General features: G+C 38.5%; 22 protein-coding genes. 12 read left to right on the forward strand and 10 right to left on the reverse strand.

Annotation, left to right across the window (positions count from 1 at the left end; translation table 11 throughout):
- Positions 1 to 142 precede the first annotated feature (142 nt).
- Together HMPREF1865_RS04730 and HMPREF1865_RS04735 are read right to left on the reverse strand one after the other, a co-directional pair.
- The gene (locus HMPREF1865_RS04730; protein ID WP_004693987.1) at positions 143 to 961 is read right to left on the reverse strand and encodes a metal ABC transporter permease; all 819 of its coding nucleotides are present in this window, start codon (positions 959 to 961) and stop codon (positions 143 to 145) included.
- Positions 954 to 1,733, reverse strand: coding sequence for a metal ABC transporter ATP-binding protein (locus HMPREF1865_RS04735; protein ID WP_060919377.1), 780 nt, complete (start codon positions 1,731 to 1,733; stop codon positions 954 to 956). The genes HMPREF1865_RS04730 and HMPREF1865_RS04735 overlap by 8 nt, the downstream gene beginning before the upstream one ends.
- A 147-nt stretch (positions 1,734 to 1,880) precedes the next feature.
- Between HMPREF1865_RS04735 and HMPREF1865_RS04740 the strand changes: the two genes are divergently transcribed.
- From HMPREF1865_RS04740 to HMPREF1865_RS04755, 4 genes are all read left to right on the forward strand, one after another.
- Positions 1,881 to 2,795: a metal ABC transporter substrate-binding protein gene (locus tag HMPREF1865_RS04740; protein WP_060919378.1), complete on the forward strand. Its 915-nt coding sequence runs from the start codon at positions 1,881 to 1,883 to the stop codon at positions 2,793 to 2,795.
- Positions 2,796 to 3,146: 351 nt separating this feature from the next.
- Positions 3,147 to 3,818, forward strand: coding sequence for a hypothetical protein (locus HMPREF1865_RS04745; protein ID WP_060919379.1), 672 nt, complete (start codon positions 3,147 to 3,149; stop codon positions 3,816 to 3,818).
- Between the two features lie 238 nt (positions 3,819 to 4,056).
- Positions 4,057 to 4,740, forward strand: a complete 684-nt coding sequence (locus tag HMPREF1865_RS04750) for a hypothetical protein (RefSeq protein WP_060919380.1) — start codon at positions 4,057 to 4,059, stop codon at positions 4,738 to 4,740.
- A gap of 72 nt (positions 4,741 to 4,812) precedes the next feature.
- Positions 4,813 to 5,442, forward strand: coding sequence for a hypothetical protein (locus HMPREF1865_RS04755; protein WP_060919381.1), 630 nt, complete (start codon positions 4,813 to 4,815; stop codon positions 5,440 to 5,442).
- Positions 5,443 to 5,497: 55 nt separating this feature from the next.
- Here HMPREF1865_RS04755 and fliB read toward each other — a convergent pair whose 3' ends face one another.
- On the reverse strand, positions 5,498 to 6,406 hold the full coding sequence (gene fliB, locus HMPREF1865_RS04760; RefSeq protein WP_060919382.1) for a flagellin lysine-N-methylase: 909 nt from the start codon (positions 6,404 to 6,406) through the stop codon (positions 5,498 to 5,500).
- Positions 6,407 to 6,566: 160 nt separating this feature from the next.
- Here fliB and HMPREF1865_RS04765 point away from each other — a divergent pair, with 160 nt between their 5' ends.
- The 3 genes from HMPREF1865_RS04765 (at position 6,567) to HMPREF1865_RS04775 (ending at position 8,703) form a co-directional block, all read left to right on the forward strand.
- Positions 6,567 to 7,130 (forward strand): PepSY domain-containing protein, encoded by a 564-nt coding sequence (locus HMPREF1865_RS04765; protein WP_060919383.1) that lies wholly within the window; start codon positions 6,567 to 6,569, stop codon positions 7,128 to 7,130.
- A 515-nt stretch (positions 7,131 to 7,645) separates the two neighbouring features.
- Complete coding sequence (locus tag HMPREF1865_RS04770) at positions 7,646 to 8,266, forward strand: hypothetical protein (RefSeq protein ID WP_060919384.1); 621 nt, start codon at positions 7,646 to 7,648, stop codon at positions 8,264 to 8,266.
- A 158-nt stretch (positions 8,267 to 8,424) separates the two neighbouring features.
- Positions 8,425 to 8,703 (forward strand): PepSY domain-containing protein, encoded by a 279-nt coding sequence (locus tag HMPREF1865_RS04775; protein WP_060919385.1) that lies wholly within the window; start codon positions 8,425 to 8,427, stop codon positions 8,701 to 8,703.
- 395 nt (positions 8,704 to 9,098) lie between these two features.
- Here HMPREF1865_RS04775 and alr read toward each other — a convergent pair whose 3' ends face one another.
- Positions 9,099 to 10,211: an alanine racemase gene (alr, locus tag HMPREF1865_RS04780; protein ID WP_060919386.1), complete on the reverse strand. Its 1,113-nt coding sequence runs from the start codon at positions 10,209 to 10,211 to the stop codon at positions 9,099 to 9,101.
- 299 nt (positions 10,212 to 10,510) lie between these two features.
- Here alr and HMPREF1865_RS04785 point away from each other — a divergent pair, with 299 nt between their 5' ends.
- A complete protein-coding gene (locus tag HMPREF1865_RS04785; protein ID WP_012863833.1) occupies positions 10,511 to 11,461 on the forward strand; it encodes a 2-hydroxyacid dehydrogenase in 951 nt (316 codons plus the stop codon).
- Between the two features lie 14 nt (positions 11,462 to 11,475).
- Here the strand turns inward: HMPREF1865_RS04785 and HMPREF1865_RS04790 are convergent, their stop codons facing one another.
- Complete coding sequence (locus HMPREF1865_RS04790) at positions 11,476 to 12,039, reverse strand: TetR/AcrR family transcriptional regulator (protein ID WP_060919387.1); 564 nt, start codon at positions 12,037 to 12,039, stop codon at positions 11,476 to 11,478.
- 200 nt (positions 12,040 to 12,239) lie between these two features.
- Here HMPREF1865_RS04790 and HMPREF1865_RS04795 point away from each other — a divergent pair, with 200 nt between their 5' ends.
- The gene (locus HMPREF1865_RS04795; RefSeq protein ID WP_012863834.1) at positions 12,240 to 14,135 is read left to right on the forward strand and encodes a heavy metal translocating P-type ATPase; all 1,896 of its coding nucleotides are present in this window, start codon (positions 12,240 to 12,242) and stop codon (positions 14,133 to 14,135) included.
- 119 nt (positions 14,136 to 14,254) lie between these two features.
- Here the strand turns inward: HMPREF1865_RS04795 and pflA are convergent, their stop codons facing one another.
- The 3 genes from pflA to pflB form a co-directional block, all read right to left on the reverse strand.
- Positions 14,255 to 15,031, reverse strand: a complete 777-nt coding sequence (pflA, locus tag HMPREF1865_RS04800) for a pyruvate formate-lyase-activating protein (RefSeq protein WP_004693958.1) — start codon at positions 15,029 to 15,031, stop codon at positions 14,255 to 14,257.
- Between the two features lie 12 nt (positions 15,032 to 15,043).
- A complete protein-coding gene (grcA3, locus tag HMPREF1865_RS04805) occupies positions 15,044 to 15,280 on the reverse strand; it encodes an autonomous glycyl radical cofactor GrcA3 (protein WP_004693956.1) in 237 nt (78 codons plus the stop codon).
- Positions 15,281 to 15,355: 75 nt separating this feature from the next.
- The gene (pflB, locus tag HMPREF1865_RS04810; RefSeq protein ID WP_060919388.1) at positions 15,356 to 17,473 is read right to left on the reverse strand and encodes a formate C-acetyltransferase; all 2,118 of its coding nucleotides are present in this window, start codon (positions 17,471 to 17,473) and stop codon (positions 15,356 to 15,358) included.
- Between the two features lie 519 nt (positions 17,474 to 17,992).
- Between pflB and HMPREF1865_RS04815 the strand changes: the two genes are divergently transcribed.
- Positions 17,993 to 18,865, forward strand: a complete 873-nt coding sequence (locus tag HMPREF1865_RS04815) for a helix-turn-helix domain-containing protein (protein WP_060919389.1) — start codon at positions 17,993 to 17,995, stop codon at positions 18,863 to 18,865.
- Positions 18,866 to 19,184: 319 nt separating this feature from the next.
- A complete protein-coding gene (locus HMPREF1865_RS04820) occupies positions 19,185 to 20,051 on the forward strand; it encodes a DMT family transporter (protein WP_060919390.1) in 867 nt (288 codons plus the stop codon).
- 101 nt (positions 20,052 to 20,152) lie between these two features.
- Here HMPREF1865_RS04820 and HMPREF1865_RS04825 read toward each other — a convergent pair whose 3' ends face one another.
- Both HMPREF1865_RS04825 and HMPREF1865_RS04830 read right to left on the reverse strand, forming a co-directional pair.
- Positions 20,153 to 21,976 carry an ABC transporter ATP-binding protein gene (locus HMPREF1865_RS04825; protein ID WP_060919391.1) on the reverse strand — a complete coding sequence of 608 codons (1,824 nt, stop codon included), beginning with the start codon at positions 21,974 to 21,976 and terminating at the stop codon, positions 20,153 to 20,155.
- Entirely contained in the window at positions 21,973 to 23,826 is a 1,854-nt protein-coding gene (locus HMPREF1865_RS04830; protein ID WP_060919392.1) for an ABC transporter ATP-binding protein, read from the reverse strand. The genes HMPREF1865_RS04825 and HMPREF1865_RS04830 overlap by 4 nt, the downstream gene beginning before the upstream one ends.
- A 210-nt stretch (positions 23,827 to 24,036) precedes the next feature.
- On the opposite strand from HMPREF1865_RS04830, the gene HMPREF1865_RS04835 reads away from it, so the two are divergent.
- Positions 24,037 to 25,503, forward strand: a complete 1,467-nt coding sequence (locus HMPREF1865_RS04835; RefSeq protein WP_038125771.1) for a DASS family sodium-coupled anion symporter — start codon at positions 24,037 to 24,039, stop codon at positions 25,501 to 25,503.
- Positions 25,504 to 25,576 lie beyond the last annotated feature (73 nt).

Here is a 25,576-nt window from a genome sequence, read left to right on the forward strand (position 1 = left end):
GGCTAATAAAATATCAAATATGCTATCGCATTTGGTTAGATATATTTTTTAATCTACTAGCTATATTATTTGACTCTAACTAGTTATATTACTCTAACTAGCTATAATATTTATGCCTAAATATATAAATTATTGTTTTAGCTTATCTACTAAACTGAAAGCGTCGTATGATGGTGCGAATATTTTTAATGACTAACACTACCAGTAAAATACCTACCGATGTTAGGGACACGAAGCCACCAGGTGCTACGTTAAGGAAGTAGGATCCAAAAAGTCCGATGATCATGGCAAGTAAGCTAAATCCAATGGAGCATAATAAAGTTATTTTAAATCCTTTTTCTAATTGTAATGCAGATGCTACTGGTAGTGCAATCATGGCACTCAATACGAGAACACCAACGATTTTAATAGAAATGGATACGGCGGCAGCCATTAAGATAGCAAAGATATAGTTGATAAAATCTACTTTAACACCTGCTACACGAGCCGCTTCTTCATCGTAAGCGATGTAGAGTAAGGAGTTATACAAAAAGTATAGCGTTAATACTGATAAAATGGTGAGCACTGCAATGCTAATCATATCGGTTGCGTTTACCGTTAGGATGCTACCAAAGAAGAATACATTTGCGTTAGCCTTTAGTTTGCCTGAACTAATGAGAGTAATAGCAGTACCGATACTGAGGGATAAGATGATAGTTAGAATTAAATCGAGGTGGTGGGAGAAGTATTTTCGCAAGAACTCGATAAGTGCACCGCAGATGGCAGTGAAGATAAAAGCTCCTAAAATTGGATTAGTATTCGTTAATAAACCTAGTGTAATACCTGCTAGCGATGCATGACTCATGGTATCGCCAATCATACTGGAACGGCGTAGCACCATGAAGATACCAATACATGGACATAAAAGAGAAATACAAATCGCTACGAAGAAGGCATTTTGCATGAAATCATAACTAAACATGGCGCACCTCCTCAACTGTGGTATCATCGGCCTGAGCCTGAGCCTGAGCCTGAGCCTGAGTTTCTATTGTTACATCTGTGAAACAGGAGCAGTTTTTGTGATCTATTGGATTGCGACCCGTACTGTGCATGATTTCACTAGCATATTGCTCAGGGGAGCAAAGGTGACCTTGACCATTTGCAATATGGTAGATATTGGTAGAGTTGGCGAGAGCCATTTCGATATTGTGCTCAACAGAGATAATCGTAATAAGGTGCTCTTGGTTCAAATTGCGAAGTAGAGCATAGATGCCCTCTTGGCTTTTTCTATCGATACCTGTTGAAGGCTCATCGAGGATGATGAGGTCAGGCTTACCAATGAGGGCGCGGGCGATAGATACACGCTGAGCTTGTCCACCTGAAAGTTTGCTGATGAGACGGTCTTTAAATTCTGTCATATGGGTAAGCTCTAATACGCGATTGACTTCCTGTTTATCCTTAATCTTTAAAAGTTTACGGTAGGAATCGAGGATTTCTTTTACCGTAATAGGAAAGCCTGCGTGAGAGAAATCGTTTTTCTGAGATACGTACCGAATATTGTTTGTATCTCGTTTGATAGAGCCCTTTACAGGGGTAAGAAAACCTAAAATAAGACGGAGTAAGGTACTTTTACCACACCCATTATCCCCAACGATGGATATATAATCACCACTGTGAATATGTAAATTAAGGTCGTTTAGCACATAAGGCGGTTGACCTTGATAGGAAAAATAAAGATGTTCTATTGATAACATATGAAAACCACATTTCTGATTGACAAAATTCTAAGTAAGTTTATACTATAACTATATTACAAATGCAACTGAGTCGCAACTGCAACTAAAGAATGGTTTATATTCTGTATAGGCATAGCGATCAGGTTTTTACAAAGGAGGACTACGATGATCAAGAAACTGATTTTGTTAGTTGTAGGTATTATGATGGCTGCTTTATTTGCAGGTTGTGGCAATGATGCACCGAGTGCACAGAAGGAACAAGCAAGTAAAAAAATCCAAGTGGTAACAAGCTTTAATGCAATGGCTGAGTTTACAAAGGCTATTGGTGGTGACAAGGTAGAGGTATCTACTATTATACCAGATGGCGTAGAACCACATGATTTCGAGTTGAAGCCTGAAAATATGAAACAACTGGCAACAGCTCAAGTATTTGTGTATAACGGTTTTGGTATGGAGCCTTGGGCAAAACAAGCTATCGAAGCAGCTAAAAATGATAAACTCGTATCTGTTGTAGCTACTGAAGGTGTTGAAGCTATTAAAAATACTGACCCAGAAGAAATTAAAGAACATGGTGCAGAAGATCCTCATGCATGGTTATCTTTGAAAAATGCTAAAATTGAAGTGAAAAATATCAAGGATGCCCTTGTAAAAGTTGACCCAGCAAACAAGGATTATTATGAAAAGAATTATACTGAATACGTTGCTAAATTAGATGCAATGATTAAAAAATATGAAGAGCAATTCGCTAAAGCTCCGCATAAAAACTTTGTTACAGGCCATGCAGCATTTGCGTACCTATGCCGTGATTTTGGTTTAGAACAAAACAGTGTGGAAGATGTATTTGCTGAAGGTGAACCTAATGCAGCACAATTGGCTAAACTCATCGAATACGCTAAAGAAAACCATATTACTACTATCTTTGCAGAAGAAATGGCTAGCCCAGAAGTATCCAAAACTTTGGCACAAGAAGTAGGTGCTAAGGTAGAAACTATTTATACTATCGAAAGCAACGAAGATAATAAAACATACTTAGAACGTATGGATGAAAACCTTACAAAAATTGCAGCATCTTTGCAATAAGATAAACGAAAAGGCAGCCCCTAGTGGGGCTGCTTTTTTGCGTTATAATAGGTTAGAATAATGTCTTAAAATTTGAATTATATAGTATAATATATTAATAGATGAAATAAAAAGGAAACCTAATATGGTTATCATTAATAAATCAGGGGTTGCTGATGAAAGGGTTTGACCATAGTTATTATTTTGAAGGGGCAAGTTACCTATAAGCAATTTGGTCTAAATCTTTGGATAACGGGTATTTCTTTTTACATAATATCCTTCATCTTTGGTGTGGGAGGGATAATGTTGTCCATGACGGTTTAAATATAGTTTGTGTTACAATTAGAGAAATATAGGTGTTTTGGAGGATTTATGGAAACAAAATGGTATTCAGATATTTGGCAGCTTATAGTAGCTCCCTTTAAACGTGGTATTCCACAGATTGTAGAGCATGGATCTTGTCGCAAAGGGTTCTATGCTACAGCAGCTTTGGCATTGACGTCATTCGTATTTTCAAATATTCTACCGGCTCTTCTGAGTATGATATTTGTGGATAAACTTAATGTTGCACTTACTGGTGCGGCAGCTCTTTCTGGGGTTGGCTTATTAGGTCTAGCGGTTGGCTTGCTATTTGCTTTTATTGGTATTGCTATTTATTCTGCTATTTTTTCTTGGGTCGCTAATAAATTTGATGCCAATACTACATATGAGTCTGTATTAAAAATTATGTGGTATGAACAAGCTTATAATCAGATTATGGGGCTAGTTTATTTCATTGGATTCCTATTACTATCATTGCCATTTTTGCTGCTACTAGGCTCTCATCCTGATTCTACAGTAGGTAGTATTGTATGGATAACTATTATTATATTCGCAACGATAGCTTTTGCAGTTTATACATTCTGGGTATGCTTAACATTATTGAGTCGCCAAATTAATAAATCCCGTTTAGCAACTTTTGGCATTTCTATTATTACGAGTTTAATTCCTGTAATCATTTTAGGTGTCTTGATTGGTATGGTAGTACTTGCTACTTCCAGATAATTACATAACATGAAAAATATGAAAGGGGCTGTAACAAAACAGTCCCCTTTTTTATTTTTTAAAGGAACCGCAATTAGAATATAGTAAAACCACATTCTTTTATAGGCTCTTTTGTGTTATAATGATGAACGGAAAATGAAAAGGAACTATTTTTTATAGTTCCTTATTGTGTGTTGTAGGTTATAGTATTCAAACTTGAATGTTGTGTATGTATATGGTGTAAAAGGTGGTGATACCTATGATGGTAGGTTTAATGCAGTTTATCTATCGTTTATTAAACCCTATTGAAGAGAATAATCCTCGTATGTATCACTTTGATATTGCCTATGGGCAACTCATAGGCATGCTGCTATTAACACTTATATGCTATCAATTTACTATTGTAGGTGAAGGCGTATATTTAGATGCTATACGTGCGTTTATACGTAATTCTTCATTATTGGTAAGGTGGGAATCGCTATCTCTTCCAGTAGGTCAACATGAAATACAACTTTTTTTGGAACAGATGGGTAGTCCTAGAGAATTTTGGAATATAGGTCGCTTTGCATGGGTAATCGGAAAAGTCATTCTCATGGTATGTATCATTATAGTCTATGCAGTTGCTCAACAACGTAAATTCTACGTTCGAACTGTTACAACCGGTATTTTGCATATCATGTCATTTGCTCAACTTGTTGTGGCACTGATTACTTTTACAGCAGGGATTATGCTGATTCTAACTTCGGTACCATTAATACTGCAAGCGATCATTGGCTTCTGTATGATTGTGCTATGTATTTTAAGTACCGTATTATTGTTACAAACTATGGGACGTATTGTGGGAGCATGTATTAATGGGACCCCTTATGAAGGTTTGATTCTGATGTTGATTGCTCTTTTGTTGGTACACGTGTTTGAATGGATTTATATGTTGACTCGATAAAATACATATGATATATCTAGGACGAGACTTGGCTCGTCCTTTTTTACTAGTTTTAGACTAAAAGGAGTATTTATGACATGGTATAAGGATATATTGCATTTATTTACCAAACTTAGCGAACAATCATTTCAGAATATTATCAATTATGGATCTTATACGAGAGCCATTCTAAATCTACTGGTATCTACTATTGTATTATATATAATGACCTATAGCTTACCGTTTATAGTGAAAGTGATATCTCCATTGCTGGGGATTAAACGGATGACTGGGCTAACTCATTTTGATGTAATTAGTATTTTAGCCAGTTCTGTATTTTTAATTTTTCAAATTATCATCGGTTCATTTGTTATATGGCGTTTACTTGTTTTATTAGGTGGTCGTGGTACTTATGGTGGGGTATTGCGCAATTATATATATGGATTAGCTTATACAAATGCACTTCGCACAGTTGTCTTAGTATTAGTTCATATACTAGGGATTATTTTTTTCTCTTTATCTCTTCAAAAATATGTAGGGGATATGGCCTATCTTATTACGATGTTCAGCCAGTATTATGCTGTGTTCATTATAGCCCAATTAATGTGCCGCTATGTTGCACTGGGTATCGTTAAAACCTATATTGTCATGTTTATTGTGGCATTATTATCTGTCTCCGTATTACCTCAATGGATCCGTTTTGTTCATACATTATTCAAATGATGTATTGTGATAAGACATAAAAAAACCGCAAGATAAGATTCTTGCGGTTTTTTGTTCACTCTATGAGCTGTGATTCGTAGTGTTGTAATAACAGCATTACATTATCTTCGTCGTATTCGATTTGTTGTGACCATCTTGCAATTTGCTTTAAGGGTTGTCCCTCTAATATACTGGCTATAAGTATATAGTCAGTACCATCCTTTGCATAAGCTAAGATAGATTCCAAGGAATAGTCTGATAGCATATCGATTTGGCGATACAATATATATTGGTACACCTTATTAAATAGGCTCATATCTTCTTGCTGTATATAGGGCTGTATAGATGCGACAAGTTGGTCTAGTTTACTAGATAATGTATTAACCTGTGCAGTCCAATTCTCATCGATAGGTTCGCTCCTTTTATATAGGTCTAATAATTCTTTGAAAGACTGATTTGAGGGCTTTGGCGTATATTGGAATAGATTAGGATCTAAATCAAAGGCCAATAACTCAAATACATTTTGAAGTGTTAATCGCTCCTCAGGTTTGAATTCATTATAGTCATCTTCTATTGTAAAGAGGAGGCAGTCCAGCGGCTCCTGTTGGGCTAATAGTTCAACCGATGCTTCGCAAGATAATCCAACGCCACATAGTTCTAAGTCTTCAATGTATTTATAAAAGCGTGGATGCATGTGGCAGGTGTCACATAGTCCTTCCTCTCCTAGCTCAAGAACTACCTTGCACAGCCCCTTTTCATTGAGTAAGGGACACATAGGTTGTGCTTTAGAGAAGATAAAGTGACTGCCTTCATCATCAACTGTGATGGATTGGCGTAAGCTTTCACCAAGAGAACCTGTCATGGCATGATAGCGTTCAGCAGTAGGTTCATCTATATCGATGGTCCACAGCTGGCAACATGTATTTTCGCATCGGTCGGCCTTGCATTGAAATGTATGATATATAGTGGGGTAAATTGAAATCATAGTTAGCTCACATGTAATTACAAAAATGAATCTATGTGCATTGTATCATAGGGCGTAGGTACATGCACTAATTATATAAATAAAGATTATAAACCGCGTTGATTTAGTGTATAATTGTATATATATTGTTATGATAACTGTTTGAGATATGGAGGAACTAATGAGATCATTTTTTGTAAAAGGTAGCCTTGTATTGGCCTTGGCTGTGGCATTTGGCATGCCAAATGCAAGTGCAGCCCCTTTAGTAGCTGTAGAGCCAACTGTGGCAGTTGTTGATGGCAACCATGCGGCCATTGTAGGTGCTAATGGTTTATTAAATGCCTTTATCCAAAATCATCCAAATGCTGGAATTACGGAAATCGCATTTGATGCGGATGGAGGCCAAATTAAGTATGATGTAGAAGGTTTTGATGAATCTGGCAAGTATGAGTTAACGTATATCTATGCTACTAATCAAATCTTTGAAAAGCGCGAAGGGGACTTCCATAAATCACTAAAGAAAAAATCGTTTGATCCTCGGGAAATCTTACCGCCTGCAGCTGTGGTGAACTTTGCTTATGCCCAAACAAAAGGTAAAGCTGTGAGCCTTAATGAATGGGCTGTGCGCTATGATAAAGGTAAAATCGTCTACAAAGTTAGCTTTGGTACAGCAGATAATAAAGAGGTACATGTGCATATGGATGCAATGAATGGTAAATTGCTATCTGTTAAATTTGACGATTAATATATGATTGACTAGTTATTATATCTTAATAGTGCCTAGTTATTTTATTCTGAATATAATAATTAAATGCCTTAATACTATTTTTCTTAAAAAAATAACTAGTATTGAGGCATTTTTTGTGAAAGTTTGCTCATGAATGTGCAATTTTAGATATCGATACGTATATTTTGAAGCCGTTTATCCCTTATATATGGGATAAACGGCTTTTGATATATTTTTCATGGAATTTTTAAGTATAAAGTAAATCCCATAGGATTTCATAGGAATTATATATAAATTCATTCTAAACTCACTATAAAATAAGCTTTTAACAGTGCTTCTACATTTTGACTTCATAGACTGTCGATAGTATGTGTACCAGTCGAAAGACAAACTCAACTATATCTGAAATTTCCAAGCTATATATCTACAAGTCCATGCTAGATATATGTTTTGGAACTTACATGATGACATTGAGTTGACTGGAAATATACATGCGTAAAGTTGCATGTAAATGAATTAATAAGGAGGACAATATGAAAAAATCTATTTTAAAAAGTAGTATTGCTTTAGCAGTGGCTGGCGTATTTGGTGCCACTGTAGCTGTAACCGCAGCTGAACCAGTAACTCCAATGCCTGTTACACAAGAAACAGCGAGTGCAGCGACTCCAGCACAACCAGTTACTGACCCAGTAGTTCCTACTACAGCGGTGGCTCCAGATGTGGCTACTACTGCAGTTGCACCTAAAACTCCGGTAGCTCCTGTAGTAGATGCTAATCAAGTAGGTACAGCAGTTCGTAATACTACACCAGTTCCAACAGCTACACAAGATGTTAAAACACCAGTAGCTCAAGAAACTGTAGTACCTAGTACAGAAAATCCTGCAGCAGCAGTTCCTACTATTGAAACTGTATCTGTAGCTAAAGCTCCTAGTGAAACAAGAGTAGTACGCGGTGGCGATAAAAAATCAGAATCTGTAGCAAAGCATGATAAAGAAGTTAAAAATACTAAAAAAGCTGCAGTAGACAAAGCGCCTAAAGTAAAAGTTGTGAAAGACGAAAAAAAGGCTGATAAAGAAGAGCCTACTAAAGAGGAAAAAAAAACTCTAAAAGTAGAAAATCACAACCTAGCACAACCAATCAGCAAGAAGGCGTAGTAGACCAAAATAGTATTTTCGTAGTTGGTGCTAATTATTTAATTGACCAATTCGAAAGTAAATTTGGAAACTCCAAAATCACTAATGTATCCTTCAAAACTCAAGGTAAAACTGCCATCTATGAAGTAGCTGGTTTTAATACTAGTGGTGCTCATTCTATGACTCTAGATGTGGCTACTGGTAATGTAACGGATGGTACTCCTAAAGCATATGACGCATCTATGGAAGCTAGTGCTATTGATGCTGGAACAGTAATACCTCCACATGTGGCAATTAATGCAGCTTTCGTACAGTCTGGCAAGGTAGCGACTGGTATTAATACGTGGTCTCTTGCTAATCAAAATGGTAAACCACTATATACCATAGAATTCCATGATGCACAAAATAAACCGATATCCGTTGTATTGGATGCTAAAACAGGGACGGTAGCAAAATAAGTTGATCTCCTATTCTATAGCGCTGTAAAGCAAACCCTTTCAAAAACGAACACTAAGCACTCAAAACTATACACACATAACATAAATACACTTACACACACATACACAACACATAAAACACACACAATAAACAACACACACACAATAAACAATTACACACAGCCCTCTGGATTGGATAGATAAACATTGACTCTCTCCTATGCCGTCTATCGTTCAGAGGGCCCCTTATGAATTGTGGTTCCCTCCGAATCATAAGATTATATACTTGGTATATATACTCTCTCTCACAATAAGAACGTAACTGCTTTACAGCACGCTGGGTATAGGAGAGCAAGAAAGCCCGTATCACATGTAGAATTCTACATGTGATACGGGCTTTCTTTATTTTACATAGGTTAAATATATTGTCGTGGTACGCGCTCTGAGAATCCACAAAAGATCTCATAAGGAATTGTAGAAGCAAGGGCTGCAATTTCTAAAGCAGAAATGCTTTCATGACCTTGAGACCCTAGAAGCACCACCTTATCGCCAGGCTTTACCGTGATTGTATCCGGAACAGAAACCATGAATTGATCCATACAAATACGACCTACTACGGGACAACGAGTGCCATGAATGAGTACGGTGCCCCGATTGGATAAACTACGAGGGTAGCCATCCGCATAGCCTACAGGGATAGTAGCAATTGTCATTGGCTCAGGTGTGATATAGGTAGATCCATATCCAATGCCTTCGCCAGCAGGGATATGTTGTACATGAACAACTTCACTATGGAAAGATAAAACAGGTTTTAAGCCCAATCGATTTGGCACATCAAGGGATGGCATGATACCGTATTGAATAATACCAGGACGAGCATCTGTGAATAGACTATCTTTGACAGATAAAAGACCTGCACTGTTGGCGAGGGAGAAACGGTAATCTGCTTCTGGACGGAATGCTCGTATTTCATCTACCATGCGATGAAATTTTTGCGTTTGGCTATGGGCGTGTGATTGATCCGCCGCATCAGCATTGCTCATGTGGGAGAAGAATCCGTCTATTTCCAAATTTTCGTAGGACTCAATGCGTTTGATAAACTCAATGGCATCCTCAGGCTTGATACCGATGCGATGCATGCCTGTATCGACAGCAACAGCAACGCGAATAATCATGTCGTGATTATCGGCTACTTTATCGAGTGATTCCAAGTCGGTAGATTCACAAACGGCAGGAATCGAATTAGTGTCTGCCACAAGTTCAAAGGATTGTGGCCTTGTGAGTCCTAATAAATAAATAGGTACCATAATACCTGCATTGCGAAGTGGTACGGATTCTTCTGGAATAGCAACGGCTAAGGATTCGTAACCTTCCTCCACAGCAATACGGCCCATCATAACGCTGCCGTGGCCGTAGCCATTTGCCTTGATGACAGCTGTGGACGTGCTCCATTCAGGTAAACTATCTTTAATTTTGCGCAAATTCTCGCGAACGAGACTTGTATTTATGGTCAAATAGGTAGGTCTCATTGTATTCCTCAATTCTATATAACATTACTTTTATTTTATAACTTTTGGGGAATTACACAATACTTTTGTGAAAGTTATATACAGAAAAATGAGTTTTATTTTGAATTTTATAGGCTTTATACATATATTATATACAATAATTGTGAAAGTATACTAATTAGTTGTGAAAGTATATTAATTGGTATAGGTAGTTGATATATAATAGAAGTTATTTTAGTATAAATTTATATAAATAATAGTATAATTTATATAGAAGTGGTATTACCTATGTTTTAGGCTATTCAATTTAGGAGGTTCTCATGAGCGAACGTGTAGTAGTGGTAAATGCAGGCAAAATGAATTATGACCATGCATTGGATTTCTCCATATTATCTAATGATGTGCAGGTCTACGAAGATAGTACGAATGCTGAGCTTATTGAACGGATTCAAGGTGCTCGTGTTGTGGTTACAAAAGAATTGCCTGTAAGTGCCGATCTGCTTTCACAATTTCCTGATACTGTAGAGCTTATCGTAGAAGCAGGTACTGGCTATAATAATATTGACCTTGACGCAGCAAAGAAAAAGGGCATCACTGTGTGCAATATTCCTGCGTATAGCACAGAGCGTGTAGCACATACGGTGATCATGATGATCCTCAATTTTGCATCTACCATGCAGCAACAAATTGGTATGCTGGCTAAAGGTAATCGCAGCAATTTCACGAAATACCTTCAAGTGAGCCATACAGAAGTGAATGGTAAAACCTTAGGTGTTGTCGGAGCTGGTCACATCGGTATGGAAGTCATCAAAGTTGCAAAAGCGCTAGGCATGAACATCTTAGTGCATACACGTACACCAAAGGCTGATGGTGATGGCATTCGTTATGTGAGCCTTGATGAATTGCTAGCTAATAGTGACTATATTTCCTTACATTGCCCGCTAAATGACCAAACTAAACATCTTATTAATAAAGAAACAATCGGTAAGATGAAACCTAATGCGGTCATTGTGAATACGGGTCGTGGACCTCTTATTAATGAAAGGGACCTTTGTGAAGCATTAGCCGCTAAACGCATTGTTGGAGCCGGTCTTGATGTACAGGAGGTAGAGCCTCCTGCAGAGGATAGTCCTCTCTATACACTAGATAACGTCATCATTACTCCGCACATGGGTTGGAAAGGCCTTGAAACACGTCAACGCTTGGTAGGCATTATTCGAGATAATGTACAAGCCTTCTTTAAGGGGGAACCAATCAATGTTGTATCTTGATAAATTTTAAATAATTATATAATAGGTTCTATAACGGCATGGAAGTAATTGTCTAATTCTGTAGGCGATTCTTTCATGCCGTTTTTTACCCACCATAACACCATTTCCACAAAGCTACCTGAAATATGATTAATAATAAAGTCATCCGGTAGATTTGTATTTGCTTTACGGTCTTGGTTGATAGAATATCCTTGTACCAACTCATTTAGATGATCCCTGAAATAGCGCAAAAAGATTTCGTTATTATCACTAGCTAGTAGTTCGAGGATTTTATTTTCATTTTGCTGTAAATGTTGTAATAAATGACCAAATACTGAGACAGGGTAAATACTTTGTTGATACAGCCCATGAGCATGCGGTAAGTGATTAATACTATCTTTTATATGTAAAAATAAGTCTTCGCAGAGTGCTTCTAGCAATGCTTCTTTTGTGTCGAAATGAGCATAAAAGGTGGTGCGGCCAATGTCTGCGGCACTAATGATTTCTTGAACGGTGATTTTGTCATACGCCTTATTAGATAATAATTTGTTAAAAGCTATAAATATGGCTTTACGAGTTTTTTTCTGTCTACGATCCATAATAACTCCTGTCATTCTTTAAGTACAGAATAGCGTATATGTTCCATAATGAACATATACGCTGTTTTATATATTGTATTAATACCATAGGTTGATACAATTAAAATGAACAAGGTGTTCGCTATTGTAATTATTGTACTGTAAGTATAGTTGTAATTCAATTCATATTGATTGGGAAAGTCTGATAAGGGGATTGCCATATGGTACATCGAATACATGATATATTATCTGGTTTATATATGACGATTTTAGCGGGGCTATTTTTACTGCTTGATGGAATTCCGCATTTGATAGAAGAGTTTTGTGGACAGAGACTATTTCAAAATATAATCCCTTTTGAACCTTCCTGGATTACCGTTATTATTTGTGGTTTTCCTCTTGTATATTTATCTATACGAAGGATTATATATAATAAGGGGATTAGTAAAATCTCGTCAGCTTTATTGATTTCCATGGCTATGTTTGCGGCCATTGCTATTGGAGATATATTTGCGGCTGGTGAGGTCGCCTTTATTATGGCTTTAGGCGCTCTCCTTGAAGAAGCAACTACGGAGCGAGCAAAAAAAGGGTTAAAGAAGTTAATTTCATTAGCACCTGTTAAGGGTCGTAAAATACAAGATAACAAAGAAATGATGGTTCCTGTAGAGTCTATACAAAGTGGTGATTATTTACGAATCCTTCCGGGCGAAACGATGCCTGTAGATGGACGCATTATTAATGGTGAAACAACGGTAGATCAATCTATTATGACAGGAGAGTCTATCCCTGTTGATAAAACAATTGATGATGATGTATTTGGCGGAACGATTAACTGTTTTGGTGCCATAGATATTATAGCTACCAAAGTGGGCGAAGATAGTTCTATTCAAAAAATGATTCAACTTATTAAAAATGCGGAACAGAAACAGGCTCCGATTCAGCGTATAGCTGATATTGTTGCTAGTCGATTGGTTCCTATTGCATTGATGATTGCATGTATAGGCTATTTAGTAACTGGTAATATCATCGTCGGTGTTACTGTGTTGGTTGTGTTTTGTCCTTGTGCATTGGTGCTTGCTACACCTACTGCGGTTATGGCCGCTATTGGTCAAGCTACTAAACATGGCGTTATTATTAAATCTGGTGAAATTCTTGAAACTATGGGAAAAGTAGATACCATGGCATTTGATAAAACCGGCACATTAACACGTGGTCAGTTATCAGTTCAATCTATTTTAGCCGTTGATACAGATTATAGTGAGATTGATATTCTTCAATTAGCTGCATCTGTAGAGGCTAAGAGCGAACATCCTATTGGCAAGGCTATCGTTTCTCATGCCATAGAGCAAGATTTAGAAATACTTGATACTACTTCATTTACGATGTCTGTAGGTAAAGGGATTATAGCCGTAATAAAAGGTCGGGAATTATATTGTGGAAATGAACGATTTCTTGAAGAGCATAATATTATTGTATGTGATTCTATTCAAAAAGCCATTAATGTATATCGAAGTGAAGGAAAGGTATCTGTCATTATTGCAGATAAAGAGCATATTATAGGTATCATTACATTATCTGATACAATGCGAAATGATGCGATAAATATGATATCTGCTATCTCAAGCTTAGATATGACAACAGTATTACTTACTGGTGATAGTAAAGAAGCAGCTACATATATTGGAAAGAAATCTGGCGTTTCCGAAATACATGCGGAGCTTTTACCAGGAGAAAAAGTAAGTATTATCGAATCATTGCAAGGGAAACATCATAAGGTTTGTATGGTTGGCGATGGAATTAACGATGCACCGGCTATGAAGACTGCTGATGTGAGTATTGCAATGGGGACTATTGGTAGTGATATTGCCATAGAAACAGCAGACATTGCTTTGATGAGTGATGACCTTAGTAAAATTCCTTATATTAAACGATTATCAGATGCTACGATTAAAACTATAAAATTTAGTATTGCTTTATCAATGGTCATTAATTGTATCGCTATTATTCTCTCATTGCTTGAGGTTTTGACGCCTACTACAGGTGCATTAGTGCATAATGTGGGATCTTGTTTAGTGGTCCTCATCGCTGCCCGTTTGTATGATAGAAAGTTTATTTAAATGCAATAAGAGCCGTCCCCGGTTGTATGGGGGCGGCTCTATTGATTAGGGCTATCATAGATCAAGTCTTGGTATATATATTTATATATATCAAGGGAGGTAGTTATCCTCAAACTTGATTATGATTGATGTTGTGTTTTGATGGGACTCCACCAATGGCGTCTATAGGCCTTGATGCCTTCCACCACGGTTCTTGTCGCTTTAGCTGCAATATCTTTCGTTGCAGCTGGGATGCCCTCTAGGCGATAGGGAATACCTAACTCCTTATATTTAGCAATACCCATAACGTGATAAGGTAAGCAATCAACGGCTTGTAAATTTTTCAGAGATCCTAGGAAAAAGCCTAGACGATAGTGACGATCGGCATTATCTGTAATCGTAGGGACTACTACGTGACGAACCCAAATCGGAACTTCCACGTCTGCCGTCAATCGAGCAAACCCGAGAATGGGCTCTAACGGTTTACCCGTTAACCATAAATGCTTGGCTGGATCGATTTCCTTAATGTCTAGGATGACGAGACTAGTTACACTGAGTAATTTACGGTATGCCACCTCTTGGTGGGGGTCAAAACAAATTCCACTTGTATCTAAACAGGTATGGACGTTTCTTTCACGGAAATATGTGAAAAGCTCAATAACAAAGTCGATTTGCATAAGAGCTTCCCCACCTGTGACGGTGATACCACCATTAGTATAAAATTGGCGGTTACGTTCGTACTGGTCCCATAATTCCTTTACGGTCATGAATTTAGCATTATCGCTAGTTTCATCCCATGTATCAGGATTATGGCAATAAGCACAGCGCATGGGGCATCCTTGAAGAAATACCACCATGCGCATGCCTGGACCATCAACCGTACCCATCGTTTCAACCGAATGAATACGTCCAGTCATAGGAAACCTCGATTAGATACGTTGATGGAATGTACGGGAAATAACTTCGTCCTGTTGTTGTTTTGTCAATTTGTTGAAGTGCACCGCATAACCGGATACACGAATCGTCAATTGAGGGTACAACTCAGGATGTTTTTGAGCGTCTAACAATGTTTCACGAGTAAACACGTTAACGTTCAAATGATGGCCGCCCTTTTGGGAATAACCATCCAATAACTCTACCAAGTTATCAACTTGTTGGTTGCTCATGGGTATAACCTCCTTTCAACCAAGACTAACACTCGTATCGGTGCCGGTGAAAGCAGTCCGATACTGTGGAAGATTTTATTTATCTTCCTTTATAGTAACATTTGGTTCGCTGCATGCGAAGTTTGTATTGCTGTTAGGCAATTGAGAAGGGTCTAACTCAATATCAAAATCGCTGACGGAAACAAATGTTTCACCAGATTTACCTAATGCGTCCGGAATGATAGAGAAGGTATTAGAAATACCATCGGAGCAATCACGCCATGGCATTTTAGCTACGGATGCCAACGAGGATACAGCACCGTGAGAATCACGACCGTGCATTGGGTTCGCGCCAGGAGCGAAAGCTTCGCCAGCTTTACGGCCGTCTGGAGTAGAACCTGTAGCAGTACCATATACTACGTTGGAAGTAATTGTTAACAAGCTCATAGTTGGAACGGATTGACGATATGTAGGATGTTTACGAATCTTGTTCATAAATGTGGAAACAACCTTTGCTGCCAAGCTATCTACACGGTCATCATCGTTACCATATTTAGGGAAGTCACCTTCGATTTCGAAATCAACAGCGATGCCATTTTCGTCACGGATAGGTTTTACCTTAGCATATTTAATAGCGGATAAGGAGTCTGCTACTACGGATAAACCAGCGATACCAGTTGCAAACCAACGAGTTACCTTGCGGTCATGCAATGCCATTTCTAGTTTTTCATAAGCATATTTATCGTGCATGTAGTGAATGATGTTCAAGGCATTTACATATACGCCTGCCAACCATTCCATCATGTCGTCGAATTTTTCCCATACTTCGTCAAATTCTAAGTATTCGGAAGTGATAGGGCGGTATTTAGGACCAATTTGTTTCTTCAACTTTTCGTCAACGCCACCGTTGATAGCGTAAAGCAAGCATTTCGCCAAGTTGGAACGAGCACCAAAGAATTGCATTTCTTTACCGATACGCATTGGGGATACGCAACATGCGATGGCGTAGTCATCACCAGAGTTAGGACGCATCAATTCGTCATTTTCGTATTGAATGGAAGATGTTTCAATGGATAATTTCGCACAGAAACGGCGGAAACCGATAGGCATGCGAGGGGACCATAATACAGTGAGGTTTGGCTCTGGAGCAGGGCCAAGGTTAGTCAATGTATGTAGGTAACGGAAGGACATCTTAGAAACCAATGTACGGCCGTCAGTACCCATACCACCGATGGATTCAGTGGTCCAAACAGGGTCACCTGTGAACAAATTGTTGTATTCGTGGATACGTGCGAAGCGAACCATGCGCAATTTCATAATGAAATGGTCTACGAATTCTTGGATTTGTTCCTCTGTGTATGTGCCGTTGCGAAGGTCTCGTTCCGCATAGATATCGAGGAATGTGGAGTTACGACCAATGGACATAGCAGCACCGTTTTGCTCTTTAATAGCACCAAGATAGCCGAAGTAAATCCATTGCATAGCTTCACGAACATCCTTAGCTGGTTTGGAAATATCATAGCCATAGGATGCTGCCATCTCTTTCAATTCTTTCAAAGAGCGGATTTGATCTTGTATTTCCTCACGGTCGCGAATAACATCTTCTAGCATGTCACCCATTGTAATGCTAAATTGTTCTTTTTTATCTTCAATGAGATAATCAACACCGTAAAGAGCGATACGACGATAGTCACCGATAATACGACCACGGCTATACGCATCTGGTAAACCAGTTACAATGTGAGCTGTACGTGCAGCTCGCATTTCTGGAGTATATACATCAAATACGCCATCATTGTGAGTTTTGCGATGTTTCTTAAAGAAGTCCTCTGTTTGCGGATCCATTTTGAAGCCGTATTCTTCAATAGCGGATTTTGCTGTGCGCAAGCCACCATATGGGAACATAGCGCGTTTTAAAGGTTTGTCAGTTTGCAAACCAACGATTGTTTCAAGTTCTTTGTCGATATATCCTGGCGCATGGGCAGTAATGTGTGTGGCCACGGAAGTATCAGCATCGAGCATGCCGCCTTTTTCACGTTCTTCTTCATAAAGCTTCATTACTTGTTCCCACAATTTTGTTGTTCGTTCTGTAGGACCAGCAAGGAAGGAATCGTCCCCTTCATAGGGGATATAGTTTCTTTGAATAAAGTCGCGTACATCAACGGCTTTATCCCACACACCTGTGTTAAAATCTTTCCATGCAGTATGTTGCATTTTGCACCTCCATAAAAGGATATAACTATAGATTTCTATGCCTATAGTGTACAATGTTTGTAGCAATTCTACAATGAATAGATGATATAGATTTTCAATACATACTATGCAATTTTGTGAAGTATCTCATAAATTTCCATAAGCTAAATTGTTTAAATACACCAGTATATATAGGCTTATATGGGATTTTGCTTTTTGCAATTTCATTTAATGTATATATAATAATATGAAATTGCATATCAATATTAATAAAGGAAATAAAAATTTTATTAAAGAGGATGAAGGCGGATTATTCAATAGTATGATTGGATAGTTTATATTTGTGTACTGTTCGGAGGCCGTTTATATCTTGTACAGAATCAGCCTGCAAGTCTTTATAAATGCATGTATATTGTAATGCTACGGAACGTTGCCAGCCAGGAAAACAAGCGTTTCTTTTCTTCACTGACACTATATACTATACTCTGAGCAGCTCTTGTTGAAGAGTAACTGATATTGCTTAAAATAGGAGGTCACATTATGGATTTTAATGAAAAATTACGGGAGTATAGAACACAATCTGGATTATCTCAGGGGAAATTAGCAGAAACACTTAATGTGTCGAGACAGGCCATAACAAAGTGGGAATCGGGCAATGGAATGCCGGATATTTCAAATTTAAAGGCCCTTTCAGGTGTATTCAATGTCTCTGTGGATGAATTGCTTTCAGAAGAAGCGGTTAAACCTCGATATCCTTATGAAAGCATCGTAGAATATGATATCGATGAGATAAAACATTTCGATATTAAACTGGGTTCTGTTAATTGCGTAAAAATGAGAGCTGGAGAGGGTGAGAAGATAAAGGTTCAATTGGTCAGTGATACTATTGAAAATTTGACGGAACTGGTGAAAGTAAAAATCGATGATATCAAAAGGCGTATCGATGTGGATGTAAATTGTTCCAAATCCTTATCTGAAGAGCTTGTAAAAGAACATTTGTGGATTTTTATAAATTTGCCTGAAAAATATATGGGAGATACGGAGTTAGCGACTCATTGTGAAAAACTGGAGCTGTTTGATATTGATAGTGAAAAGTTTGAGCTGGACGGAGCGGCTAAAGAAATTTATATTGCCGGCGGTAACAGTCATATAGAGCTGGATAACAACTCTTCAATGGATATATATGTAGCGGATTATACGGGGCGAATTGATGTGAATCAGATATCGGCGAAATCTCGGCTGTATGTCCCTCATGAGTATGCTTTCAAAGCGGTGAAAAAAGGTATTCGCACTAAATTGCTCTTCGAAGAATGTGGAAATCTTGTAGACGATTTTTCCGTGGCTGAATCAGAAAATCAAATTGAAATTAATGGGATTAATAGTGAACTTACAATAGTCAAGTTAAGTGAATAGTTGCATTAATTACATAGACATATCTGCTACATAGTTTTCATAAAGCGTTATTACTTGTTCCAACGACTTTGTTACACATTTTGTAGAACTAATAAGGAAGAAATCTTCCCCTTCATAGGAATAAAAAGTATGATTTAATTTATTGTAGTGTTAGGGGTATATTATGGTACTATTGAGATAGTGTTATTAAGCTATAAAACATGTGGATAACATGATCTTGGTAGAATGAATCAAGATAGAAATAATTTGGATAGAATATACGTTAATCAAAGTGGATTATAAGATTGTATAGGCGAATGCTATTGAAAGGTGGATGTTAATGACAAATCGAAAGAAAGCACTTTTAGGTGCTTCTGCTACTATTGCGGTGTGGGCTACTGCATTTCCTTTCAGTAAAATCGCATTACAGTCAGTAGATTCATTGACATTGTCTGTGGCAAGGGTCATGGGTGGCGCTTTACTTATGCTGGTAATCGGCGTTGTAAAAGGGCTACATATACCGACAACATGGCGTGAGTGGGGACTATATATTCTGTTAGGAGCTACAGGGAATTTTCTTTATCAAGTTGTTTTTAATGAAGGCTTGCGTACAATTCCAGCGGCTACATCCAGTATTATTATGGCCTTGACCCCGATGACGACAGCACTGATGGCCATGATAATTTATAAGGATACAATACGACCCATAGGGTGGCTATTTACCATAACTGCATTTATAGGTGTAGCCATAATCATTCTATGGAATTCCGCCCTTACTATTCCTGTAGGAGCCTTGTGGACTTTGTTAGGAATGATACTCTTTGCAGTGTATAATATTCTAAATCGTGGACTTAGTTTAAAAGGACATAAGCCTATTACCATTGCTATGTGGTCTATGTTTACGGGGGCTATTATGGCATTGCCCTTTGCAGAACATGCCCTGGAAATGATTGTGGTGGCACCGATTAGCGCAAAATTTGCTATGGCCTATTTAGCATTCCTATCTAGTGCGTTAGGCTTTGTATTCTGGAGCTACGCCTTGGAACATGCTGAAAAGGTTTCTGATGTAACTAATTTTATGTATATCTCGCCTATAGTGGCAGCTATTGTAGCAGCATTCTTATTGGGGGAAGTACCTAATATGGGTCTCTATATAGGGGCACCTATTATACTAGGATCTTTATACCTTTTCAATCAATATAGATGATTAGATTAAATATAAAAAAACGTACATAGCACAGCGACTTTGGTACTATCCAAAATGGAACTAGACCAATGAAGCGTGCTTGTGTACGTTTTTTATTTGTCCTATACTGTCATTCCTTCAGCATAGTTTTCATATAGTTTTTTATAGTATCCGTTAAGTGCCATGAGTTCATCATGTGTCCCTTGTTCTACAATGGTGCCGTTTTCTACCACTAGTAGAAAGTCCGCATTTTTTATTGTGGATAAGCGATGGGCGATAACGATACTGGTTCGACCTTTGAGGAGTGTGTTCATCGCTTTTTGAACCTCTACTTCGGTACGGGTATCTACGTTAGCCGTTGCTTCGTCAAGGATGAGAATGCTAGGATCAGCTAAGAAGGCCCGAGCGATGGTAATTAATTGGCGTTGACCTTGGGAGAGATCATCACCACCTCGGTTGAGCATCGTATCATATCCATTGGGTAATGTACGGATAAAGTGATCTGCCATGGCAAGCCTTGCGACATACTCGATTTCTTCACGTGTAGCATTTGGCTTGCCGTAGCCAATGTTATCGGCGATAGTACCCGTGAAAATCCAAGCGTCTTGCAATACCATTCCTACCGTATTATGTAAGCTTTCACGAGACAAATCCCGAATATCTACACCGTCAATAGTGATGCGACCATTTTTAATGTCATAGAAGCGCATGATGAGATTCACTAATGTAGATTTGCCAGCTCCGGTAGGACCTACGATGGCTACCATAGAGCCAGCTGGAATGTGAATATTAATATTCTTCATAAACACATTGGACGGTGTATAACCAAAATCAACATGTTCAAAATTAATTGTCCCCATATGAGCTTGATTACTTGGTTGATTGGCCGTCATAGATGTGTTAGTACTAATAGCGTCTCTATCAGTTTTTGATGAGCTGTTGGATAATGTCAATTTTCCATCATCAATTTCAGATGGGGCATCAATTACCTCGTAAATACGGCCTAAGGCGGCAGCGGTTTCTTGGAATTTTGTCATAATATAGGAACTACGAGATAGGGGATCGGATACCTGACCTACATAGAGGAAGAATGCCTGAATATCCCCAATGGAAATGGACCCACGTAATACCATGAGACCGCCTTGAATAGCGACGAGGCAATAGGTAAATTGATTTAAAAATTTTACGAGAGGCTCTACAAGCTGACTGGTGAAAGCAGCACTTCGCATACTTTTAAATAGATTGTCATTCAGTATATTTACTTGGCGAGTTGTAGTCTCTTCTAGACCAAAGGTTTGAATAATTGGCTTGCCTACAACGATTTCTTCTATGCCACTGTTGAAAGCTCCTAATGCATTCTGATTTCTAAGATACACGAGGCGGGCTCGTTTAGATAGCCACGTTAAGCATACGATACCAATCAGTATGATGACGATGATGGATGTTCCCAAAATTGGACTGATCCAGAGCATCATTGCAGTGGCGCCGATGATTCCGATAATGGCGGACACGAGACCGGGCACACCTTCACCTATCGTTTCAGCAACGGCATCCAAATCAGAGGTTAGACGGCTTAGAAGATCACCACGTTGGTGATTGTGAAAGTATTCGATAGGCAATGAGTATAAGTGAGTACTCATGCGTGTACGCAAGGCGAGCACTGTTTTTGATCCAATGGAGGCCATCATGTATTCGCCGAAGTATGTGAATAAAGCATGACATCCATAGATGGCAATAAGCCAGAGGATGATTGTATCAATAGAGGCGAATATGGTATTAATGTCTTGGTTTGTTTGTAATCCACTGATAATAGCATCTACGACCTTGCCAAGTAATACTGGAGCTGATACCTCAAACATAGCTGCTGTGATAAGGGCTAAGATGAGTAGTGCTAGCCAACCCCATTGGCTTTTAGAATCGATTAGGAAACGACGTAATGGGCTCATTCTGTCACCTCCTGAGATGCTAAAATTTGTTTATATACGGTAGAGTTTTCAGCTAACTCATCATGAGTGCCATACCCTGCCACTTGACCTCTGTTGATGATTAAGATGTGGTCTGCTTTTTTTGCAGCACTTACCTTTTGCTCTACAGAGATGAGAGCGGGGCGATTGTCCTTTTGCAATTCCTCATGTAATACGGTGCGAACGGCACGCTCTGTGGTGCCGTCGAGAGCAGAGAAACTATCATCGAATATAAATAAATCAGGTTTGCGCACGAGCGCTCTAGCCATGGCAAGACGTTGGCGTTGACCTCCAGATAGATTAGTACCACCTTGGGAGACGATATATTGGTAACCACCTTCAAGGCGACTAATAAATTCATCCGCCTTAGATAATCGGCATGCATTTTCTATATCTTGAACTGAAATATCTTGGCTTGGTGCAGCACCGTAACGGATGTTCATTTCTACAGTCCCTGTAAATAAGTAGGCTTTTTGTGGGACATAACCGATGCGTGAGCGTAAGTCATCTACATTCCATTCATAGATGGATTTGCCTTTGAAGAGAATGTCTCCAGACTCAATGGAGAATAGGCGAGGGATTAGGTTTGTAATCGTACTTTTACCAGAACCAATGTCACCCATAATAGCCAATGTTTCACCGTGATGAACGGTAAAGGAAATATTTTCTAAAGCCGGCGATTCTGCATTATCGTAACGGAACGTAACATTGCGAAATTCCAGAAGTGGAGTATCATCGTTTGCCGATGCCGATGCCGATGCCGATGCCGATGCCGATGCCGATGTCGATGCCGATGCCAAATCTACAAATTTTCTGCTATCTTCTTGGCCAACTATATAATGGGTGTTTAAATTTGTATTTTTATTATATGGTTCAGGAAATGTATCTGAGTTTTCGTGTTCCAATAACTCTTGAATGCGGGTGTAACATACGATAGCTTCGGGTATATCTATGATGACGAAAATAGCCATGAGCATACTTAAGAGGATAAGGTTAGCGTATTCAATAACGGCCATAATGTCACCTATTTGTAGGGAACCTATGCTTACGTTATAGCCTCCGAGCCAAAGGATAGCAACGGTACTCATGTTAAAGAGAATTAATATAGTCGGTAAACCAATAGCAAAGGTTTGGCGTAATCTTTTATTTAGTTGAGCTGTTTCTGTAAAAATTTCTATTTCTTTAGTATTTTCGTAATGTCTTCTATTGAAAGCTCGTATAACAGGCATGCCCACAATATGATCACGTACCATATCGGTAATAGTATCTAGTTTTAGTTGTAACGCTTTAATAATAGGTAAGGCGCGACTTTCAATAAAAATTATGGTCAGTATCATGAATGCCATAACAGCAAGGATGACGAGACCTAGTTGCCAGCTCTTATAGAAGGTTAGTCCTAGACCAATACATATCATGAGAGGCATAGGGAGAATCATATTTAAACCTTCTCCTAGAACTGATTGAATTTTCTCAACGTCTCGGCTGGTCCGCATGAGTATGGTGCCTGTACCAAAGTGTGTAAAGTCGCGTAGTGAAAAGGCTTGTATAGCTTTCACCAAATTGTCGCGCAATACTTTGCCTATAGAGGCTGAAATATGAGCGCTCATAGCAACACCTAGGATAGCAGACGATACTGTTAATAGTGCAACGATAAGCATCGTTGCACTAGAGTTAGTAATCATCTCTAAATCACCATGGAGGACACCGTCATTGATGATGGTAGCTGTTAAGGTTGGTATATATAAAGTGCCTGCTACATTGAGTAACGAAAGAAGTGACACAATGATAATAGAGAACCATAAAGGTTTTATATAACTAGAAATTAACTTCATTTCAATCCTTTCGACATATCTTTCGATATATTAGTAATTTTCGATGTTTATATTATATTGTATAAAACCAAAAATATCTAGTAAAAACTATTACTAAAAGTTTAGTATCAATCAATAAGTATTATGACGAATATTATATTTTCACTAAAAATATTCTGCTATACTGTATTTGCAATCTTGTAGTTTTATTTTTAGTAAGGAGTGTTCCTAATGAAGTTGAATTGGAAATTATTCGCACCGCTTGTAGTAGCTATTCTTGTATGGCTCATCGGTGCGCCTGAAGGCCTTAGTCCAAATTCTTGGATTTATGTAAGTATTTTTGCAGGCCTCGTGGTGGGGTTGATTTTAGAACCAATCCCACCCGCTTTTATCGGTATCATTGCTGTTACCGTATCTATGTTATTTAAGGTTGGTCCAGCACCTATTGTGGATAAAGCAACTGGTGTAGCAAAGGCTATTACAGATGCTCAAGCTATCAGCTGGGGGCTTAGCGGTTTCTCTAATGCCATCGTGTGGTTGATATTCGCAGCATTTATGATCGGTATCGGTTATGAAAATTCTGGCCTTGGCCGACGTATTGCATTGTTCCTCGTAGCCAAGCTTGGAAAGTCCTCTTTAGGCCTTGGTTATGCCATTGCTATTACTGACCTTGTGTTGGCTCCATTTATTCCAAGTAATGCGGCTCGTTCTGGTGGTACGATTTATCCAATTGTATCCAGTATTTGTCCGATGTTCGATTCTTATCCAGATAAGAATCCTCGTAAAATTGGTTCTTATTTAAATTGGGTAGCATTGGCAACAACTTGTGTATCTAGTTCTATTTTCTTGACTGGTGCGGCGCCAAATCCATTGGCTCTTGAATTGTCTGCTAAGTCGGGTATCGTAGCTGCCAACTGGGGTACATGGTTCTTAGCATTCTTGCCAGTAGGTATTATTCTATTTATCATTACACCATTGTTGACGTATGTATTCTGCAAACCAGAGGTAAAAGGTTCCCCTGAAATTGCAGCATGGGCAAAGGATGAATATAAGAAATTAGGCTCCATGACACGCAGTGAAATCTTTATGGCCTTGATTTCTGTATTGGCTCTCGTATTGTGGATTGGTGCTTCTACATTTAAAATCAACCCAACTACAACGGCTTTAATTGTTATTATCTTGATGATTTTTACTAAGATTATGACTTGGCAAGATTTCCTTGCTAACAAACCAGCATGGAATGTTTTGACTTGGTTTGCCACACTTGTGCCGATGGCTTCTGGGCTTAAGAATGTAGGCTTCTTGGAATGGCTTGCTAAATCTGCAGGTGGTTCTTTAGTTTCTTTAGATCCAACAATGGCTGTTCTTGGCTTGTTATTAGCATTTTGCTTACTTCGTTACTTCTTTGCTTCTGGCACCGCTTATGTAACAGCTATGGTAGGTTTGTTTGCTACTTTAATTCTTCAGATTCCTGGTGTTGATCCAGCTCAAGTTATGTTGATTCTTTTAGTACCAATGGGAATTATGGGGATTCTTACCCCTTATGGTACTGGTCATAGCCCAATTTGGTTTGCTAGTGGCTATAATAAAGGCCCTGAATTTTGGAAACTAGGTGCTATCTTTGGGATTATCTACCTCGCTATATTCATTGTGGTGGGTATTCCATGGATTCAGTTCGTAATGCCACTTTTAGGATAGGCTTTCCGCCGCCATATGTCTCTCTGCGCTCCATTCGCTGCAAGTCGCTGGACAGACATATGGCGGCTTCTTT

This window comes from Veillonella parvula, assembly GCF_001553335.1.
Lineage (GTDB): Bacteria > Bacillota > Negativicutes > Veillonellales > Veillonellaceae > Veillonella > Veillonella parvula_S.